We start from the raw sequence: 15,590 nt of genomic DNA, 5'->3' as shown, positions 1-15,590 counted from the left end.
CGGCTACACTCCCGCCTTCTGGCGCTGGCGACGGAGATGCGGCGGCATCTCGGCATAGACGCCCTCGAACATGTCACGCGTCGACGGCTTGCCGCCGGCATGCAGCGTGCCGTGGCTCTCGGCTTCCTTCTGCGCCGTGATCACTGCCTCGAGGATTTCCGCCTCGGTCTGCTTGTGGCGCTCGTCCGACCACAGGCCGCGCTTGATCAGGTGGTTCTTCAGCCGGATCACCGGGTCACCCAGCGGCCAGGCATCGGACTCTGTCTTGGGCCGGTAAGCGGATGGATCGTCTGACGTGGAATGTGCGCCGACACGGTAGGTGACATATTCGACCAGCGTCGGCCCGAGATTGAGCCTGGCCCGCTCCGTCGCCCATTTCGCCACCGCATGGACAGCGAGATAGTCGTTGCCGTCGACACGCAAGGCTGCGATGCCGAAGCCGAGGCCGCGCGCGGCAAAGGTGCCGGAGCCGCCGCGGGCGATGCCCTGGAAGGTCGAGATCGCCCACTGGTTGTTGACGATGTTGAGGACGACGGGCGCCTTGTAGGTCGAGGCGAAGACAAGTGCGGCGTGGAAGTCGCTCTCGGCGGTGGCGCCGTCACCGACCCAGCCGACAGCGATCTTGGTGTCCCCCTTGATGGCGGATGCCATCGCCCAGCCCACCGCCTGGATATACTGGGTGGTCAGGTTGCCGGAAATCGAGAAGAAACCGTGATCCTTGGCCGAATACATGATCGGCAGCTGGCGGCCCTTCAGCGGATCCATCTCGTTGGAATAGATCTGGTTCATCATGTCGACCATCGGATAGCCGCCGGCGATCAGCAGGCCGGCCTGGCGATAGGTCGGGAAGTTCATGTCACCCTGAACGAGCGCCTTGCGGAAGGCGCAGCTAACCGCCTCCTCGCCCATATGCTGCATGTAGAAAGAGGTCTTGCCCTGGCGCTGCGCCATCTGCATGCGCGCGTCGAAGGAGCGCAGCGTCATCATGTGGCGCAGCCCTTCGAGCTGCTCCTCGTCGGTCAGCGTACCGGCCCATGGACCTACGGCATCGCCCTCGCGATTGAGCACGCGGATGATCGAATAAGCCAGGTCGCGGATCGTCCTGGGATCGACGTCGACCGGCGGCCTGTCGACCGAACCCGCCTTGGGGATCGGCACATTGGAGAAGTCGGGGGTGCCGCCCGGGCGCACTTCCGGCTCGGGCACATGGAACTTCAGCGGCGCGGGATTGTCCGTCACGGATGCTCCTCCTGTCGCGTGCGCAGGCCAATTGGTCCTCCCTGCGCGGCAGACAATTTATGTCAGTAACGCTGACCTATTATCCGATCGTCTTCGAAACCGCAATGGGTCTCGATGCCCCCGACTTTGGCATTCTCTCGGCCTCGGCGAAAGGCCGTTGACACGACGCCGGTTCCGCCTCCATGCTTAGGGCTCACCAGGGGGGTCCCGACAAGGGGCTGAGATTCTGCTGGCTCGCGCAGCGCAGTGACCCGTTGAACCTGATCCAGTTCATACTGGCGTAGGGACGGTGCGAGGCGCAGCAGGCCGGATATCCGGCTCAGGCATTCGGGCTCATTCTTGCCCGAAGTCCCCAGGCAAAACCTCTCCTCCTTCTCATCGCATGGACTGGGTCTCCAACCAGGAGGCTCACTCATGAATGCCCACACCCCATCAGTCACCGTTGGCGAACTTCCGGCGTCGCGGAAGGTCTACAAGCCAGGCAAGCTCCATCCCGACATCCGTGTGCCGATGCGCGAGATCTCGGTTCATCCGAGCGCCGGCGAGCCGCCGGTCACCGTCTATGATTCGTCAGGCCCCTACACCGACACGTCGGTGACAACAGACATCGAGCGCGGCTTGCCGCGGCTGCGCGAAGACTGGATCATCGCCCGCGGCGACGTCGAGCGTTATGAAGGCCGCGCGGTCAAGGCTGAGGACAATGGCTTCGTCTCCGGCGAAAGGCTGACGCCGGAATTCCCGGTTCGCAACGCCCCGCTGCGCGCCACCGGCGGCCGCGCCGTCACCCAGCTTGCTTATGCCCGCGCCGGCATCGTCACGCCCGAAATGGAATTCGTCGCCATCCGCGAGAACCTCGGCCGCGAGCAGATCCGGGCCAAGCTTCAACGCGACGGCGAGAGCTTCGGCGCCGTCATTCCCGATTTCGTCACCCCGGAATTCGTCCGCGACGAGGTCGCCCGCGGCCGCGCCATCATCCCCTCCAACATCAACCACCCCGAGAGCGAGCCGATGATCATCGGCCGCAATTTCCTGGTCAAGATCAACGCCAATATCGGCAATTCCGCCGTCACCTCGTCGATGGCCGAGGAGGTCGAGAAGATGGTGTGGGCGACACGCTGGGGCGGCGACACGGTGATGGACTTGTCGACCGGCCGCAACATCCACAACATCCGTGACTGGATCATCCGCAACGCGCCGGTGCCGATCGGCACGGTGCCGCTCTACCAGGCGCTGGAGAAGGTCGGAGGCATCGCCGAGGACCTGACCTGGGAGGTGTTCCGCGACACGCTCATCGAGCAGGCCGAGCAGGGCGTCGACTATTTCACCATCCATGCCGGCGTGCGGCTCGCCTACATCCACCTGACAGTTGACCGCGTCACCGGCATCGTCTCGCGCGGCGGCTCGATCATGGCCAAATGGTGCCTGCATCACCACAAGGAGAGCTTCCTCTACGAGCATTTCGAGGAGATCTGCGACATCTGCCGAACCTATGACGTCGCCTTTTCGCTCGGCGACGGCCTGCGCCCAGGTTCGATTGCAGACGCCAACGATGCCGCCCAGTTCGCCGAACTGGAGACGCTGGGCGAACTTACCAAGATCGCCTGGGCCAAGGACTGCCAGGTGATGATCGAGGGCCCCGGCCACGTGCCGATGCACAAGATCAAGGAAAACATGGACAAGCAGCTCGAGGTCTGCGGCGAAGCGCCCTTCTACACGCTTGGGCCTTTGACCACCGACATCGCGCCCGGCTACGACCACATCACCTCTGGCATCGGCGCTGCAATGATCGGCTGGTTCGGCACGGCCATGCTCTGCTACGTCACGCCCAAGGAGCATCTTGGCCTGCCCGACCGCGACGACGTCAAGGTGGGCGTTATCACCTACAAGATCGCAGCACACGCCGCCGACCTCGCCAAAGGTCATCCGGCCGCCAAGGTCAGGGACGACGCGCTGTCGCGGGCACGCTTCGAGTTCCGCTGGGAGGACCAGTTCAACCTGTCGCTCGACCCGGAGACGGCGCGTTCCTACCACGACCAGACCTTGCCCAAGGAAGCACACAAGGTGGCGCATTTCTGCTCCATGTGCGGCCCCAAATTCTGCTCGATGCGGATCTCCCACGACATCCGCGCCGAGGCGCAGAAGGAAGGGCTGGCAGCGATGGCGGCGAAGTACCGCGACGGCGGCGACCTCTACATGCCGGTGGAAAGCGCCGAACCCGCGGAGACGGCAGGCCAGCCATGAAGGTGCGGATCCGCGGTGCGGGCGTCGCCGGGTTGACGCTCGCGCATGAGCTGGCGACACACGGCGCAAGCGTGACCGTGGTCGACACCAGAAGGCAGATCGCCGGCAATGCCTCATGGCAGGCCGGCGGCATGCTGGCGCCCTGGTGCGAACGCGAGAGTGCCGAAGAGACGGTGCTTTCGCTCGGACGCGGTGCCGCCGACTGGTGGTCCGCCGCCCTGCCCGGGCATGTCATGCGCAACGGTACGCTGGTCGTGGCGCCGGCCCGGGACACGGGTGAACTCGACCGCTTCGGCCGCCGAACGTCCGGCTTTCGCGAGGTTGACGCCGATACGATCGCAGCACTCGAGCCTGACCTCGAAGGACGTTTCGGACGCGCACTGTTCTTCACCGAGGAGGCGCATCTCGATCCGCGCAAGGCGATGCTCGGGCTGCAGCAAAAGCTGGTGCAATCGGGCGTGCGCTTCGAGTTCGGCTACGGCGCCGTGCAGGCACCCGGCGAGCCTGACATCGAGGCCGACTGCACAGGCCTGGCAGACCCGAGGCCGGGCCTGCGCGGCGTGCGCGGTGAGATGCTGATCCTCAGAACGTCTGACATCTCGCTGGCGCGCCCGGTACGGCTCTTGCATCCGCGCGTGCCCGTCTATGTCGTGCCGCGCTCCGGCAACCTGTTCATGGTCGGCGCGACGATGCTCGAAAGCGACGTGACCGGGCCGACTACCGCGCGTTCTGTGATGGAACTGCTCAACGCCGCCTATGCACTGCATCCGGCTTTCGGCGAAGCTGAACTCATCGAGACGGGTGTCGGTGTGCGGCCAGCCTTTGCCGACAATTTGCCGCGTGTCGAGCGCGACGGCAACACGATCCGCATCAACGGCCTCTACCGCCACGGCTTCCTGCTCGCGCCTGAGATGGCGCGGCAGGCCACCGACATGATCCTGGGCCACAAGACGAAAAAGGAGTTCGCCCATGAAGCTCACCGTTAACGGCGAAAGCCACGAAGTCGCGGCCGGCACGCTGGCGGCGCTGCTGACTGAGCTCGACTACGAGGGCAGTTGGCTGGCCACCGCGCTGAACGGCGAGGTGGTCCCGGCACGGGAGCGCGACGACTGCGCCCTTGCCGACGGCGACCGCATTGAGATTCTTGCGCCGATGAAGGGAGGCTGACCCGTGCTCGAACTCTACGGACAACAGGTTTCGTCCCGCCTGCTCCTCGGCACCGCACTTTACCCATCGCCCGCGATCATGGCGGAAGCAATCAAAGCGTCGGGCGCCGATATCGTCACTGTCTCGCTGCGCCGCGAGACTTCCGGCGGCAAGACAGGTGGAAAATTCTGGTCGCTGGTCCAGTCGCTCGGCGTCCGGGTGTTGCCCAACACCGCCGGCTGCCATTCGGTCAAGGAGGCGGTGACGACGGCGCGCATGGCCCGCGAGGTGTTCGGCACCGATTGGATCAAACTTGAGGTCATCGGCAACCACGACACGCTACAGCCCGACGTGTTCGGCCTGGTCGAGGCGGCCAAGATCCTGGCTGCCGAAGGCTTCGACGTCTTCCCCTACACGACCGACGATCTGGTCGTCGCCGGGCGCTTGCTCGATGTCGGCTGCAAGCTGCTGATGCCCTGGTGTGCGCCGATCGGGTCCGCGCGCGGGCCGCAGAACCTCGATGCCCTGCGCAGCCTGCGCGGTCATTTCCCCGATGTGCCGCTCATCGTCGATGCCGGCATCGGCCGCCCGTCGCATGCGGCCACCGTCCTGGAGCTCGGCTACGACGCCGTGCTGCTCAACACGGCGGTTGCCAAGGCAGGCGACCCCGTCGCCATGGCTTCGGCTTTCGGCAAGGCGGTTGCAGCAGGACGCCAGGCCTTCCGCGCCGGCCCGCTCGAAGCGCGCGACATGGCCGTCCCCTCCACCCCCGTCATCGGCATGGCAGCATTTTCATGAAGCTCGACCCGTTTTACCTGATCGTCGATTCCGCAGCGTGGATCGAGCGGCTGGTGCCGTTGGGCGTCAAGCTGGTGCAACTGCGCATCAAGGACATGGACGAAGCCGGCCTGCGCCGCGAAATCCGCGCGGCGAAGGCCGTCTGCGAACGCCACCGCTGCCAGCTCATCGTCAATGACTACTGGCGCCTCGCCATCGACGCGGGCTGCGACTTCGTCCATCTCGGCCAGGAGGATCTGGCCGAGGCCGATGTGAAGGCGATCCGCCACGCCGGCATGAAGCTCGGCCTCAGCACCCATGACGACGCCGAACTCGACACAGCACTTGCCGCCGCGCCCGATTATGTCGCGCTTGGTCCCGTCTATCCGACCATCCTCAAGGCGATGAAATGGGCGCCGCAAGGGCTCGACCGCATCGCCCTCTGGAAACGGCGCGTGGGCGCGACACCGCTGGTCGCCATCGGCGGACTCAATGTCGACCGCATAGCAGGCGTCTTCGCGCAAGGCGCCGACGTAGCTGCCGTCGTCACCGACATCACGCTCAACGCTGATCCCGAAGCGCGGACGCGCGAATGGCTGGCAGCGACGGCTCAGTGGCGATGACCCCGCATGTGCTGATCATCGCCGGCTCGGATTCGAGCGGCGGCGCCGGCATCGTCCGCGACGTCGAGACGGTATCGGCCTTCGGTTTGCGTTGCAGCGTCGCCGTCACCGCAGTCACGGTGCAGACACATGCCCGCGTCGAGCGCATCGAACGGATGCCGCCTCAGCTGATTGCCGAGCAGATGCGCGCGGCCATTGCCGCCAATCCGATTGCTGCGGTCAAGATCGGCATGCTGGGAACGGCCGCGACGATCGACACCGTCGCCTCGGTGCTGGCGAGCAGCCTGCCGGTGCCTGTCGTGCTCGATCCGGTGCTTGCTTCGACCTCGGGACGTCAGCTGCTCGACGGCGGCGCCGTCGACGCGCTCAAGCGCAAGCTGTTTCCGCTCTGCACGTTGGTCACACCCAACCTGCCGGAACTGGCGCTGCTGACCGGCCTGCCGCTCGCCTCCGGCGAAGGCGACATCGTCAGCCAGGCAGCAAAGCTTTTCGAGACCGGAGCGCCCGCCATTCTCGTCAAGGGCGGGCATGCCACGGGAGCGAGCGCCACCGACATGCTGCTCTTGCCCGACCGTGAGCCGATCCGCTTCGAGGCGTCGCGCATCGCGGTTTCCATGCGCGGCACCGGCTGCATGCTTGCAAGCGCAATCGCGGCGCATCTGGCACAATATGAAACGCTGGAGATCAGCATCGGCAAGGCGAAGCGCCATGTCTTCGCCAAGCTGCTGGCGGCCAGGCCGTGAGAGCGACTTTCGGCGTTCAGCCCAGACGGGCGGCGTGCCACCTCAAATGGTCGTCCATGAAGGTCGAGATGAAGTTGTAGGAATGGTCGTAGCCATCCTGCATGCGCAGGGTGAGCCCGATGCCTGCCTTCTTGCAGGCCTCGTCGAGCAGCCAGGGGCGCAGGCCCTCCTGCAGGAAACTGTCGGCCGAGCCCTGGTCGACAAGGAACTCCGGAAACCGCTTGCCGTCCTCGATCAGAAGCGTCGTGTCATAGGCGCGCCATGCAGCTTCATCAGCACCGAGATACTTCTCCAGCGCCGGCTTCGACCAGCCGGCGGTCGACGGCTGGGCGATGGGTGCGAAGGCCGAGCAGCTCTTGAAGCGCTCCGGGTTCTTGAGTGCGATGGTCAGCGCGCCGTGCCCGCCCATCGAGTGGCCAAAGATCGCCTGGCGCGACATATCGGCGGGGAAGTTTGCGGCGATCAGCGCCGGCAGTTCCTCGGTGATATAGGAATACATCCGGTAGTTCGCGGCAAAGGGCTGCTGCGTCGCATCGACATAGAAGCCGGCGCCCGAACCGAACTGCCAGTTGTCCTTTTCGTCGGCCACGCCTTCGCCGCGCGGACTGGTGTCGGGGCAGACGATGATCAGGCCGAGCTCAGCGGCCAGGCGGCGGTATTCGCCCTTGTCCATGACATTGGCGTGGGTGCAGGTCAGGCCCGAGAGATACCACAGCACCGGCACGGGTCCGTTCTTGGCTTGCGGCGGTACGAAGACGGCAAAGGTCATGTCGCAGGCGCAGGCCTCGGAGGCGTGGGAATAGACGCCCTGGATGCCGCCATGCGACTTCGACGTGGAAACGGTCTTCATCTGCTCTGCCTTCTCGTCAAGAATTGCTGCCCCGGCATAACCTCGGGGGCGGCGACCTGCAACCGTTCAAAGAGATGCCGGCGGCGCGGCCGAGGGGTTGTGGAAACCTCGGACACGCCGCCGGTCGACGCCCAGCTTCGGGAACACGCGGGCCAAGCTGGGAGGCTTGAGGGCCGGCGAAAAGCCGTGGCGTTTGGGGGAGCCGGCCATGGGGGCCTGGCCGGCTTTGGGAGTTAGTAGACGACCACGCTGCGGATGCTTTCGCCTGCATGCATCAGGTCGAAACCCTTGTTGATGTCTTCGAGCTTGAGCGTATGGGTGATCATCGGGTCGATCTGGATCTTGCCCTCCATGTACCAGTCGACGATCTTCGGCACGTCGGTGCGGCCGCGCGCCCCGCCAAAGGCGGTGCCTTTCCAGGTCCGGCCGGTGACCAGTTGGAACGGCCGCGTCGATATCTCCTGGCCGGCACCGGCGACACCGATGACGATGCTTTCGCCCCAGCCGCGATGGCTGGCTTCAAGTGCCTGGCGCATCACCTTGACGTTGCCGGTGCAGTCGAAGGTGTAGTCGGCGCCGCCGATCTGGTCGGCGCCACGCTTGGTCATGTTGACGAGATAAGGAACGATGTCGCCCTCGACCTCCTTCGGATTGACGAAATGCGTCATGCCGAACTTCTCGCCCCAGGCCTTGCGCTCATTGTTGATGTCGACACCGATGATCATGTCGGCGCCGGCAAGTCTGAGGCCCTGCAGCACGTTGAGGCCGATGCCGCCGAGGCCGAAGACGATGGCCGTCGAGCCGATCTCGACGCGCGCGGTGTTGATGACCGCACCGATGCCTGTCGTCACCCCACAGCCGATGTAGCAGATCTTGTCGAAGGGGGCGTCCGGATTGACCTTGGCGAGTGCGATCTCGGGCAGCACGGTGAAGTTCGAGAATGTCGAGCAGCCCATATAATGGAAGATCTTGTCCTTGCCGATCGAGAAGCGCGAGGTGCCGTCAGGCATCAGCCCCTGGCCTTGCGTCGAGCGGATCGCGGTGCAGAGGTTGGTCTTGCGGCTGAGGCAGGACGGGCAGGAGCGGCATTCCGGCGTGTAGAGCGGGATGACGTGGTCGCCCTTCTTGAGCGAGGTGACACCCTTGCCGACATCGACGACGACGCCGGCACCCTCATGGCCGAGAATGGCCGGGAAGATGCCTTCGGGATCGGCGCCCGACAGCGTGAATTCGTCGGTGTGGCAGATGCCGGTCGCCTTGATCTCGACCAGCACCTCGCCCTCGCGCGGCCCCTCGAGGTCCACCTCCATGATCTCGAGCGGCTTTCCGGCTCCTACGGCGACGGCGGCGCGGGTTTTCATTTTCTTCTCACTCCCAAATCTGGATTGTCAGCCGTGCATGTCACCGGCTTGAATGTTGTCTTCTGACTTCAGGCCGCCTTGGCAGGCCCTGCGGGGAACACGCCGGACATGACCGTGAAGCCCTTGATGCGTTTGACCCGATCGCACCAGCGGCGGATCGCCGGATAGTCCTGTCTTGAAATGCCGCCCTCTTCCGACAGCATGATGTAGGGGAAGCAGGCGATGTCGGCGATCGTCGGGTGTGACGCCGAGCAGATCCAGTCGCGCCCCTCCTGCTCGCCGAACCACAGATGCTCATCGAGAATGCGGAACAGCCGGTGCGCGCCAGTGCGGGCCGCCTCGACGTCGAAGTCGTAGAACAGAGCGTCGTGCAGGCGGGCGGCGGATGCGGTGGCGGTGATGCCGTCGGCAAAGGCCAGCCACTGGCTGACCTCGCCGAGCAGGGCGGGATTGTCGCGCGGGTACCAGGTTCCCGCCGCGTCATATTTCGAGGCGAGGTAGACGAGGATCGCCTGGGCGTCGCGCAGGATAAGCCCGTCGTCGTCGATGACAGGCAGCTGGCCGAGCGGATTGATCCTGAGGAACCAGTCCGACTTGTGCTCGCGCCCGGGGTAGAAATCGACCGGCACCGTCTTCCAGTCGACGCCGAGCATGCTCATCAAAAGGCGCAGCTTGTAGCAGTTGCCCGACAGTTCGTAGTCGTAGAGCGTGATCATCAAAAACTCCTAGAGGTCGAGCACAAGCCGCGCCGACTTGGCACGCGACACGCAGGTCATGATCTTGGTGCCGGACTTGCGCTCGGCATCGTTGAGATAGACGTCCTGGTGGTCGGGCTCGCCTTCGATGACGGTGGCGAGGCAGGTGCCGCAGGCGCCCTGCTCGCAGGAAGACGGCATGTCGATGCCGGCGTCGCGCATCACCTCGAGGATCGTCTTGCCGGCGGGCACCGTCAGCGTCATGCAGGAGCGCGCCAGCGCCACCTCGAAACTGGTGCTGTCGTCGATGACATTGGTGTTCTTGAAGTATTCGAAATGCACCGCCGTTTCGGGCCAGCCCATCTCAGCCGCGATATGACGCGCCGCCTCCAGCATCGGGCCGGGACCGCAGAGATAGACATGCTTGTCGGGACCGTAGCCGCTGAGGATCTCGCGCAGCTTGGCGCCGGTCTGGTCTGGCGAAAGGCCGAGATGCGGCTTGAGCGAGGCGCCGAGCGTGCTGGTCTTCTCCGGGAAGGCAAGCTGCGCTTCGTTCTGGGCAAAGTAGTGCAGCTCATGCACCAAGTTCTGGTTGTTGAGCGCCTGGGCCATGGCGAGCAACGGCGTGATGCCGATACCGCCGGCGATGAAGATGGTCTTCACCGCGTCGCGGCGCAGCGGGAAATTGTTGCGCGGCTCGGAAATCGCCAGCACGTCGCCTTCGCGCACTGTCTCGTGCAGGCAGGTCGACCCGCCCTTGGAATCGCGCTCCAGCTTGACGCCGATGACGTAGCTGTCGCTTTCGCCCGGGCCGTTGGTGATCGAATATTGCCGGATCAGCCCATTGGGCAGGTGCACGTCGATATGGGCGCCGGGCTGGAAGGTCGGCAGCAGGCCCTTGATCGGGCGAAGCTCGAAGCCGGCGATACCATCGGCGGCCGGCCACTTCCTGGCGACCTCGACACGGATCGTCGCCTTGCGGCCGTGTTTGCTCTCCTCGGGCATCTCGGCGAGTTCGGGCGAGACACGCTCGATCACCGGCTCCAGCGGCGCCGGTGCCGGCTCGCGCGCCGCCTCGGCCTCGACCGCCAGACGCAGCCTGGAGAGCAGCTCATTGTGATGGCGCAGCACGGCAAGGCGCGCAGCGCCTTCGACCTGCCCGTCGAGCACGCCACGGATCACCGAGCGATTGGAATCGACCGGCTGGACGAAAAACACGGCCAGCGTGGTGGCATCAGCCTCGCTTGAACGCAGCACCACCGAAAAGGTGCTTGCAGCTTCGACCGCGACCTTGGCGGCGGAGCCGTCGATCCTGCCGCTCGGCTGGAAGCGGTAGCCTTTCAGCCTGGCGGCGACCACGTCGGCCGGCGCATTGACCGGGATGCCGCGCAGCGCCAGCAGCCGACCCTCGGCGAGCCCTGCCACTTCCGGCACTTCGCCCTGCGGTTCTTCCGCCGACCAGACGAGACCGTAACGCTCGGTGGCGGCAAAGGTGCGGTTGGTGATGGTGCGGGCCGGTGCGTCGGCCGGGTGCGCCGGGATGTAGGTGCAGCCGGCCGTGCGGTTCGAGTAGCGCCAACCATGGTACTGGCACTTCAGCTCGCGGCCATCATTGATGCCGATCGACAGGCGGACGCCGCGATGCAGGCAGCGGTTTTCCCAGATGTTGACGTATCCATCATCGGCACGCCAGACCGCGAACTCGCGGCCGAGCAGCTGGCCGTGGAAAACATGACGCAACGGAAGGTCGTGCGCCGCGGCGATGGGATGCCATCTGGATTTGGCTAGGTCGAGCATATGGTCCTCGCTAAGATCTTTTCGTTGGCGCCCTCAGGCGCTCAGGTGGCGGCCGGGATGACCCCGTAGGTCACGCCCTTCTGGCTCAGCCACCGGCGGTAGGCGATCGCCGACTTGTCGGCACGGATTGGTGTTTCGGCGCGCGGATCGAGCGGCAGGCGCTTCGGGAACTGGTTTTCCAGGATCGGCTTGTCCTGCCCGAAGATGGTCTGCTGGAAGCGCTTGATGACTTTATCCTCATTGTCTTCGTCCAGCACGCACAGCAGCATGTGGGCGCGGACATGCTCCTGGTCGATCGGCTGCAGGAAGACGGCGATGACATCGAGGCGGCTCTCGTCGAGCGGGCTCGACTTGTAGAGCACCGAGCAATAGGGATGCGGCACGCGGTAGATGTAGTCGACGTCGGCGCCGCCGTCCGAGGCCGTCGATGCCATCGGCTGGAAGAAGCGGCAGCGTGTCGCCAGGATTTCGTCGCGATCGACGGAAATCTCGACATCGTATTCCTTCACTTCCGTGTGCGGTTCGGCGCCGAGGATATCGGTGTGGACATAGGGGAAGTGGCCCATATCGAGAAAGTTCTCGATCGCCCGCGGCGCCGAGACATTGACGCCAAAAGTGGCGGCGTTGAGCTTGCGGCGATCGACCTCGTCAAACTCTGGAATCGGGAACAAGTCGGCCGGCGGGTTGCCGAGCGAGGTCCAGATGTAGCCATAGGCGAGCTTCAGCGGCAGCTTGCCGGAAATGACGGCAATATCGACAGGGCTGCCCTCGGCGAGATCGGCGCGATCGCGCCAGACAGCCGCATTTCCCTCACCGTCAATGGCAAAGCTGAGACGCTCCTCGAGCAGCACCGTGTCGACGACGACACCAGCTGCCACTTCCGACAGGGCGGCCAGCGGGTGCCAGAGGTCGAGGATCACCTGATCCGTGCATCGCGTCTTGGTCATATGCATATCCTTCACAAAGGGTGCGGATCACATCCGCGCCGGTATTGCGCCGTAAGTGACCGGTTTGTCGCGCAGCCAGCGCCGGTACAGCACGGCGACGGCATCGGCCCGGATGGGCGTTTCAGCGCGAGGGTCGAGTGGCAGGCGCCTGGGCACCTGGTTCTCCAGGATCGGCTTGTCCTGCGCGAAGATCAGTTGCATGAAGCTGCGAATGCCAGCCTCGTCGATCCCATCCTTGAGGTAGGCAAGGAAGGGATGGGCAACACAATTGTCCTCATCGACCGGCTGGACGAACAGGGTGATGACGTCGAGCCGATCCTTCTGCACCGGATTGCTTTTGTAGAGCGCCACCGTGTAGGGCCGGATCACCTTGTAGATGTAGTCGACGACAAAACCTCCCTTGGCCGTCGGCGAAGCCACCGGCTGGTAGAACTTGCATTCGGTCGCGACCAGCTCGTCGGCGGCCGTCAGCTCGACCTTGTAGGGCGCGACCTCCGTATGTGGCTCGTCGCCGAGCCAGCCGGTGTGAACGAAGGGGAAATGGCCCATGTCGAGAAAGTTCTCGACCATCCTCAAGCCCGACACCTTGACCGCGATCGAGCCACCGGTGACGAGATACCGATCGCCCTCCTCGGCCTCCGGCACAAAAACGATGTCGCGCTCCGGCTTGCCGAGGCAGGCCCAGAGGAAGCCGTAGCGCTTGGTCGAAGTGACCAGGGCGCCGGTGTCGTCGCGGACGACTTCCTTGTTGTAGCGCCCGCGGCAATGGATGGTGATGTCGACGCCCAGCAGACGGGTGTGAAACGGCGCGCCGACCGACAGGTTGGCGAGGTCCGCAACCACATGCCAATCGTTAAGCAGGACTCTGTCGCTACAAAGGGCTGCTGTGCTCATCGCACCCTCCCTGTTGGCTAGCACTTCCCCGTGAACCTAGCTCTGTTATGTCCTCATTGGAAACACAGGATTGGATATCAATCAATAAGAAATTGCATGCCGATGTGAGAATTTTGGTTGACAGACGCCAGCGATTGAATACCGATATGGAAACCGTAACCCGGGATATGCGACGCCGCCGGCGTGGCGCGAACCCGGGCTGGCCGTCAAGCAAGCCAAAGGCGCTGGCGGGAAGGAGAACGCCATGAGCAACCGCTCGCAGGCCATTGCCGACATACTGACGCGGGCGATCCTCGATCACCGCCTCGTGCCCGGCTGCAAGCTTGGCGAGCGCGAGCTGTCGGAGGTCTTCGACGTCAGCCGCATCGTCATCCGCCAGTCGCTGATCCGCCTTGCCGACGACGGCCTTGCCCAAATCGAGCGCAACCGCGGCGCCTTCGTCGCCCGTCCCAGCATGCAGGACGCGATGGAGATCTATGACGCGCTGACCCTTGTCGAACAGGGCGTCGCCGCCCAGCTGAGCGACCGTCTCGGGCCTGCCGGCTGGGCCGAACTGCGCCAGCATGTCGAGCGCCAGCGCAAGGCCGTGGCTTCAGGCAACGACGCACTCGCCGACGTGCTCGGCCAGGAGTTCCACACCGTCTTCGTGCGCCTAAGCCGCAACAAGGTGATGCAGGAAATTCACGCCCAGTTGGTCCGCCGCACCACCTTGCTGCGTTCGCTGATCACCGCCGACTTCGACTATTGCAACCTGCTCGACGACCACGCCAAGCTCATCGAACTTCTCGAAAAGGGCCGGCTCAAGCCGGCAATGGAGCTGATCGACGCGCACCACCGCTCCGTCGTGCGCGGTTACATCATGGACCGCCAGGTCTTTCCCGAGCTGACGCCACGCGAAGCGCTCGAACCCTATCTCGACGGCAAGGCAGGCGAGCCGCCGAAACCGGCGCCAAGAAAGAAGGCAGGAGAGAATGGCGGGGCACGGACGCACACCCATGTCCACGTCGTAAAATAGACCCGGCACAAAGCCGGGCGCATCCAACCAACAGAGGGTTACCACCATGTTCAATCTGACCAGACGGCAATTTCTGCAATATTCCGGTGCCGCGGGCGCGGCACTCGGCACCAGCGGCCTTGCCGGCATCGCCAGCGCCCAGGAGCCGCTCAAGATCGGCGTCGTCTATGTCTCGCCGATCGCCGACATCGGCTGGACCAAGCAGCACAGCCTTGGCGTCGATGCCATCAAGGCCGAGTTCGGCGACAAGGTGGCGCTCACCGTCATCGACAATATCTTCATGCCGCAGGACGCCGAACGCGTCTTCCGCGAGCTCGCCGCTTCCGGCAACCAACTGATCTTCGGCACCTCCTTCTCGCATGGCACGCCGATGCAGAAGGTGGCGCCGCGCTTCCCGAAGGTCGCCTTCGAGCATTGCTCCGGTATCGTCCACCTCGCCAATCTCGGCACCTTCGAGGCCAAGTACTACGAAGGCACTTTCGTTGCCGGTGCCGCCGGCGCGCATATGAGCAAGAATGGCAAGATCGGCTTCATCGGCGGCTTTCCGATCCCCGACATCGTCGGCCCGGCCAACGCGCTTCTGCTCGGCGCCCAGAGCGTCAATCCCGAGGCCACCTGCAACGCCATCTTCCTCAATTCCTGGTTCGATCCGGGCAAGGAAAAGGAAGCCGCCAACACGCTTTTGTCGCAGGGCTGCGACGTCATCTGCTCGATGACCGATACCGCCACCGGCGTGCAGGTTGCCGGCGAAGGCGGCGCATGGTCGATTGGTTACGCCAGCGACATGGCCAAGTTCGGCTCGGGCAAGCAGCTCACCGCCTTCACCCTCGACTGGTCGAGCGACTATGTCGGCGCCGCCAAGGGCGTAGCCGCGGGCACCTGGAAGCCCGAGGCGCGCTGGGACGGCCTCGCCGGTGGCGTCGTCAAGATGGCGCCTTACAATGAGGCGATCCCGGCCGACGTGATCACCAAGCTCAAGCAGCTCGAGACGGACATCGGCTCCGGCAAGATCCACCCCTATGCCGGCGAACTCAAGGACCAGGACGGCAACGTCAAGGTTGCGGCCGGCAGCGTGCTGGCCGATGCCGACATCCGCGGCATGAACTGGTTCGTCAAGGGAATGATCGGCAAGCTCGCCTGATCCTCCCTCGCAACCGCTAGCAATTCCACCGGGGCGCTACAGCGCCTGGTGTCCAGTTGGACACGCAAAGGACGCTGTAGCGCTTAAAACGGGTGCACGATCCTTCCCGAAAATCGGTTCC

The 15,590-nt window shown here is 64.5% G+C and carries 15 protein-coding genes and 1 riboswitch; of the genes, 8 read left to right on the top strand and 7 right to left on the bottom strand.

Translation table 11 applies throughout. From position 1 onward, the window contains the following. Nucleotides 1–3: 3 nt before the first annotated feature. Entirely contained in the window at nt 4–1,239 is a 1,236-nt protein-coding gene (locus IG197_RS19060) for a 3-methyl-2-oxobutanoate dehydrogenase (2-methylpropanoyl-transferring) subunit alpha (RefSeq protein WP_067957523.1), read from the bottom strand. A gap of 188 nt (nt 1,240–1,427) precedes the next feature. Then, a riboswitch (TPP riboswitch) is annotated at nt 1,428–1,544 on the top strand. Between the two features lie 109 nt (nt 1,545–1,653). Here IG197_RS19060 and thiC point away from each other — a divergent pair. Genes thiC through IG197_RS19030 form a run of 6 tightly spaced genes read left to right on the top strand, consistent with a single transcriptional unit; the run spans nt 1,654 to nt 6,769 of the window. Next, a complete protein-coding gene (thiC, locus tag IG197_RS19055; RefSeq protein ID WP_067957520.1) occupies nt 1,654–3,480 on the top strand; it encodes a phosphomethylpyrimidine synthase ThiC in 1,827 nt (608 codons plus the stop codon). Next, nucleotides 3,477–4,466 carry a glycine oxidase ThiO gene (gene thiO / locus IG197_RS19050; RefSeq protein ID WP_192314240.1) on the top strand — a complete coding sequence of 330 codons (990 nt, stop codon included), beginning with the start codon at nt 3,477–3,479 and terminating at the stop codon, nt 4,464–4,466. Before thiC ends, thiO begins: the two co-directional genes overlap by 4 nt. Beyond that, nucleotides 4,450–4,647 carry a sulfur carrier protein ThiS gene (gene thiS / locus IG197_RS19045; protein WP_192314237.1) on the top strand — a complete coding sequence of 66 codons (198 nt, stop codon included), beginning with the start codon at nt 4,450–4,452 and terminating at the stop codon, nt 4,645–4,647. Before thiO ends, thiS begins: the two co-directional genes overlap by 17 nt. A gap of 3 nt (nt 4,648–4,650) precedes the next feature. Continuing rightward, nucleotides 4,651–5,424, top strand: coding sequence for a thiazole synthase (locus tag IG197_RS19040; protein WP_192314234.1), 774 nt, complete (start codon nt 4,651–4,653; stop codon nt 5,422–5,424). Further along, nucleotides 5,421–6,026, top strand: a complete 606-nt coding sequence (locus IG197_RS19035; protein ID WP_192314231.1) for a thiamine phosphate synthase — start codon at nt 5,421–5,423, stop codon at nt 6,024–6,026. Before IG197_RS19040 ends, IG197_RS19035 begins: the two co-directional genes overlap by 4 nt. Beyond that, nucleotides 5,996–6,769 carry a hydroxymethylpyrimidine/phosphomethylpyrimidine kinase gene (locus tag IG197_RS19030; RefSeq protein WP_067957507.1) on the top strand — a complete coding sequence of 258 codons (774 nt, stop codon included), beginning with the start codon at nt 5,996–5,998 and terminating at the stop codon, nt 6,767–6,769. The genes IG197_RS19035 and IG197_RS19030 overlap by 31 nt, the downstream gene beginning before the upstream one ends. 16 nt (nt 6,770–6,785) lie before the next feature. Here the strand turns inward: IG197_RS19030 and fghA are convergent, their stop codons facing one another. From fghA to IG197_RS19000, 6 genes are all read right to left on the bottom strand, one after another. After that, nucleotides 6,786–7,619, bottom strand: coding sequence for an S-formylglutathione hydrolase (gene fghA / locus IG197_RS19025; protein WP_154385628.1), 834 nt, complete (start codon nt 7,617–7,619; stop codon nt 6,786–6,788). 233 nt (nt 7,620–7,852) lie between these two features. Next, a complete protein-coding gene (locus IG197_RS19020) occupies nt 7,853–8,980 on the bottom strand; it encodes an S-(hydroxymethyl)glutathione dehydrogenase/class III alcohol dehydrogenase (protein ID WP_192314228.1) in 1,128 nt (375 codons plus the stop codon). A gap of 68 nt (nt 8,981–9,048) precedes the next feature. Next, nucleotides 9,049–9,696, bottom strand: coding sequence for a glutathione S-transferase family protein (locus IG197_RS19015; protein ID WP_067957496.1), 648 nt, complete (start codon nt 9,694–9,696; stop codon nt 9,049–9,051). Nucleotides 9,697–9,705: 9 nt separating this feature from the next. Next, nucleotides 9,706–11,472 (bottom strand): Rieske 2Fe-2S domain-containing protein, encoded by a 1,767-nt coding sequence (locus IG197_RS19010; protein WP_192314225.1) that lies wholly within the window; start codon nt 11,470–11,472, stop codon nt 9,706–9,708. 41 nt (nt 11,473–11,513) lie between these two features. Beyond that, nucleotides 11,514–12,419, bottom strand: a complete 906-nt coding sequence (locus IG197_RS19005; protein ID WP_067957489.1) for an aromatic ring-hydroxylating dioxygenase subunit alpha — start codon at nt 12,417–12,419, stop codon at nt 11,514–11,516. 27 nt (nt 12,420–12,446) lie between these two features. Further along, nucleotides 12,447–13,313, bottom strand: coding sequence for an aromatic ring-hydroxylating dioxygenase subunit alpha (locus IG197_RS19000; protein WP_192314222.1), 867 nt, complete (start codon nt 13,311–13,313; stop codon nt 12,447–12,449). 244 nt (nt 13,314–13,557) lie between these two features. Here IG197_RS19000 and IG197_RS18995 point away from each other — a divergent pair, with 244 nt between their 5' ends. Together IG197_RS18995 and IG197_RS18990 are read left to right on the top strand one after the other, a co-directional pair. Further along, entirely contained in the window at nt 13,558–14,328 is a 771-nt protein-coding gene (locus tag IG197_RS18995) for a GntR family transcriptional regulator (RefSeq protein ID WP_067957483.1), read from the top strand. A gap of 46 nt (nt 14,329–14,374) precedes the next feature. Next, the gene (locus IG197_RS18990; RefSeq protein WP_192314219.1) at nt 14,375–15,469 is read left to right on the top strand and encodes a BMP family ABC transporter substrate-binding protein; all 1,095 of its coding nucleotides are present in this window, start codon (nt 14,375–14,377) and stop codon (nt 15,467–15,469) included. The last annotated feature ends 121 nt before the right edge of the window (nt 15,470–15,590 follow it).

This window comes from Aminobacter sp. SR38 (genome assembly GCF_014843375.1).
Lineage (GTDB): Bacteria > Pseudomonadota > Alphaproteobacteria > Rhizobiales > Rhizobiaceae > Aminobacter > Aminobacter ciceronei.
This window is presented reverse-complemented; position numbering and strand designations above follow the sequence as displayed.

Coding starts and splice junctions, on each gene's coding strand:
- IG197_RS19005 (WP_067957489.1), bottom strand. CDS start 12,419: ATGACCAAGACGCGATGCACGGATCAGGTGATCCTCGACCTCTGGCAC.
- fghA (WP_154385628.1), bottom strand. CDS start 7,619: ATGAAGACCGTTTCCACGTCGAAGTCGCATGGCGGCATCCAGGGCGTC.
- thiS (WP_192314237.1), top strand. CDS start 4,450: ATGAAGCTCACCGTTAACGGCGAAAGCCACGAAGTCGCGGCCGGCACG.
- thiC (WP_067957520.1), top strand. CDS start 1,654: ATGAATGCCCACACCCCATCAGTCACCGTTGGCGAACTTCCGGCGTCG.
- IG197_RS19030 (WP_067957507.1), top strand. CDS start 5,996: ATGGCTGGCAGCGACGGCTCAGTGGCGATGACCCCGCATGTGCTGATC.
- IG197_RS19000 (WP_192314222.1), bottom strand. CDS start 13,313: ATGAGCACAGCAGCCCTTTGTAGCGACAGAGTCCTGCTTAACGATTGG.
- IG197_RS19010 (WP_192314225.1), bottom strand. CDS start 11,472: ATGCTCGACCTAGCCAAATCCAGATGGCATCCCATCGCCGCGGCGCAC.
- IG197_RS18995 (WP_067957483.1), top strand. CDS start 13,558: ATGAGCAACCGCTCGCAGGCCATTGCCGACATACTGACGCGGGCGATC.
- IG197_RS19015 (WP_067957496.1), bottom strand. CDS start 9,696: ATGATCACGCTCTACGACTACGAACTGTCGGGCAACTGCTACAAGCTG.
- IG197_RS19035 (WP_192314231.1), top strand. CDS start 5,421: ATGAAGCTCGACCCGTTTTACCTGATCGTCGATTCCGCAGCGTGGATC.
- IG197_RS18990 (WP_192314219.1), top strand. CDS start 14,375: ATGTTCAATCTGACCAGACGGCAATTTCTGCAATATTCCGGTGCCGCG.
- IG197_RS19020 (WP_192314228.1), bottom strand. CDS start 8,980: ATGAAAACCCGCGCCGCCGTCGCCGTAGGAGCCGGAAAGCCGCTCGAG.
- thiO (WP_192314240.1), top strand. CDS start 3,477: ATGAAGGTGCGGATCCGCGGTGCGGGCGTCGCCGGGTTGACGCTCGCG.